Origin of the sequence: Streptomyces sp. NRRL WC-3549 (assembly GCF_000721935.1) — a bacterium.
GTDB lineage: Bacteria > Actinomycetota > Actinomycetes > Streptomycetales > Streptomycetaceae > Streptomyces.
This window is the reverse complement of record NZ_KL585442.1, coordinates 27,225-29,951: the sequence shown is the minus strand read 5'-3', so window position 1 is coordinate 29,951 and position 2,727 is coordinate 27,225. Positions and strand designations below refer to the sequence as shown.

Here is a 2,727-nt window from a genome sequence, read left to right as displayed (position 1 = left end):
CCGCCGCTGGAGCCGCCCGGCGAGTACGCGGTGTTCCACGGGTTGCGGGTGGGGCCGAAGAGGGCTGGTTCGGTGGAGGCGTTGAGACCCAGTTCGGCCGTGTTGGTGGTACCGAGGACGACCGCGCCCGCCCGCCGGTAGCGGGCCACCAGTTCGCTGTCGTGCCGGGCGGTCCCCTCGGCGAAGAGCCGGCTGCCGCCGGTCGCGGGCAGCCCCGCGACCTCGGTGCCGAGGTCCTTGACGAGCATCGGGACACCGTGCAGCGGACCGTCCGGCAGACCGGCGGACACCTCGTCGAGGGCGGCCTCGAACCGGGTGTGGATCACCGCGTTGAGCACGTCCCCGGTCTTCTCGATGCGGGCGATCGCCTGCTCGGCGACGGTCCGGGCGTCCGTCTCGCCGTTCCTGACGGCCTCGGCCGTGGCGACCGCGTCCCGGCCCCTCACGCCACGTACCCGGCGGGCTTGCCCCAGGTCTCCCGGCGGGTGGTGCCCCGGTCGACCAGGACGCAGCGGGTGCCGGTGAAGTTGGTGGGCATGCACTTGTTGCAGTGGATGCACAGGGAGGGCGTGGCGGCGTCGTCGCGCAGGCGGTTGACCAGGTCGGGTTCGCGCAGCAGGGCCCTGGCCATCGCCACGAACTGGAAGCCCTCGCGCATCGCGAGGTCCATGACCGGCCTGCCGGTGACCCCGCCGAGCAGGATCATCGGGAGCTTCACCGCGGCCCGGATCTGCCGGGCGTCCTCCAGCAGGTAGGCGTCCCGGTAGGGGTAGCTGCGCAGGAAGTGCTTGCCGACGGCCTTCACCCCGAGCTTCATGGGCTGCGGCATGACGTCGGCGAACTCCTTGAGCGGGGCGTCGCCCTTGAAGAGGTACATCGGGTTGAGCAGGGAGCTGCCCGCCGTCATCTCCAGGGCGTCGAGGGTGCCGTCCTGTTCGAGCCACTGGACCACCGGGATGGCCTCGTCGAGCCAGAAGCCGCCGGGCACCCCGTCGTCCATGTTCATCTTGGCGACGACGGCGATCCGGCCGCCGACGGCGTCGTGGACCGCGCGCATGATCTCCCGGGCGAACCGGGCCCGGTTGCGCAGGCTCCCGCCGTACGCGTCGGTGCGGCGGTTGATCCGGGGGCTGAGGAAGGAGCTGGCCAGGTAGTTGTGGCCCAGGTGGATCTCGACGGCGTCGAAGCCCGCCTCGACGGCGCGCCGCGCGGCCTCGGCGTGCGCCTCGGTGACGCGCCGGATGTCCTCGACGGTCGCCTCGCGGGCCCAGCTCAGCGTGGTGGCGTGGAAGTGCTTCGTCGGGGAGAGGGCCGGGGCGCCGTTGCCCTTGGGGTTGGCGACGGGTCCCCCGTGGCCGATCTGCGCGCAGACGGCGGCCCCTTCGGCGTGCACCGCGTCGGTGAGCACGCGCAGACCCGGCATCGCCTCGTCGGTCCACAGGATCTGGTGCCGGTCGGTGCGTCCTTCCCTGGCGACGGCGCAGTAGGCGACGGTCGTCATGCCGACACCGCCGCGGGCGTAGGCGACGTGGAAGTCGACGAGGTCCTTGGTGACCAGCGACTTGTGGCTGAGCCCCTCGTAGGTCGCGGCCTTGATGACGCGGTTGCGGAGCTTGACGGGGCCCAGCGCGGCGGGGGCCAGGACATCGGGGGTCTCTCGGGTGGTCACGGGTGGTTCCTCCTCGGTTCGACGTGGTGGCAGGCGACCTGGTGGCCGGGCCGTATCTCCCGCAGTGCGGGCTCCTCGCCGGAGCACCGTCCGGTGGCCAGGGGGCACCGGGTGCGGAAGCGGCATCCCGACGGCGGGTCCAGGGGCGAGGGCAGTTCGGCGGCCGGGGACGCGTCCGCGGTGCCGTCCGTGGCGCCGCGGGGCCCGGCGGGTCCGCGCTGGGCCTCGGGGAGGGAGGCGAGCAGCAGCCGGGTGTAGGGGTGGACGGCTTCGTGGTGCATCCCGTCGGAGGGCAGGACCTCGCAGGTCTTGCCGAGGTACATCACCATGACGCGGTCGCTGATGTTCTTGACCACGGACACGTCGTGGGCGATGAAGACCATGGACAGCCCGCGCCGGCGGGTCGTCGTCTCCAGGAGGTTGAGGATCTGGGCCTGTACGGACACGTCCAGGCTGGAGACGGGTTCGTCGCAGATCAGCACCTCGGGTTCGAGGAGCAGGGCGCGGGCGATGCACACGCGCTGGCACTGCCCGCCGGAGAGCTCGTGCGGCCTGCGGTCCCGTACGGTCGCGGGGTCGAGCCCGACGTCGCGCAGCGCCGTGTCGATCCGGGTGTCCTTGTCGCGGGCGTCGCCGCCGCTCCCCCAGATCGACGGGCCTTCCCACACCAGGTCCTTGACCGTGCGGCGGGGGTTCAGCGCGGAGACCGGGTCCTGCATGATGATCTGGATGCGGGCCCGGGCCCGGCGCAGTTCCTCGGGAGCGAGCCCGGTGAGGGTCGTCGCGCCGAGGCGGACGGTGCCGGAGTCGGGGGGCGGCAGCTGGATCAGGGAGCGGCCGACGGTGGACTTGCCGCAGCCCGACTCGCCGAGGATGCCGAGGGTCTCACCGGCCGCGACCTCCAGTCCGACGCCGGAGACGGCGTGCACCTTACGGCCGCGCCCGGCCGGGAACTCGACGACGAGGTCCTCGGCCGCGAGTGCGGGGAGCTGTTCCCGTCCGGCGCCGGTGGCGTGGGTGGTCGTCATACGGTGGCCTCCTCGGTGGCGCCCAGCGGG

3 protein-coding genes are annotated in these 2,727 nt (G+C 72.8%); all 3 read right to left on the bottom strand.

The window, feature by feature from the left end; translation table 11 throughout:
• A partial coding sequence (locus tag IH13_RS0133570; protein WP_037843165.1) for an amidase family protein occupies positions 1 to 446 on the bottom strand: 446 nt, incomplete at its 3' end.
• On the bottom strand, positions 443 to 1,669 hold the full coding sequence (locus IH13_RS0133565) for an NADH:flavin oxidoreductase (protein WP_031090490.1): 1,227 nt from the start codon (positions 1,667 to 1,669) through the stop codon (positions 443 to 445). The genes IH13_RS0133565 and IH13_RS0133570, both read right to left, overlap by 4 nt.
• The gene (locus IH13_RS0133560) at positions 1,666 to 2,697 is read right to left on the bottom strand and encodes an oligopeptide/dipeptide ABC transporter ATP-binding protein (RefSeq protein WP_031090488.1); all 1,032 of its coding nucleotides are present in this window, start codon (positions 2,695 to 2,697) and stop codon (positions 1,666 to 1,668) included. The genes IH13_RS0133565 and IH13_RS0133560 overlap by 4 nt, the downstream gene beginning before the upstream one ends.
• Positions 2,698 to 2,727 lie beyond the last annotated feature (30 nt).

What these genes read in the sequence shown, in the direction of transcription:
- IH13_RS0133560 (WP_031090488.1), bottom strand. Translation starts at nt 2,697, where the DNA reads ATGACGACCACCCACGCCACCGGCGCCGGACGGGAACAGCTCCCCGCA.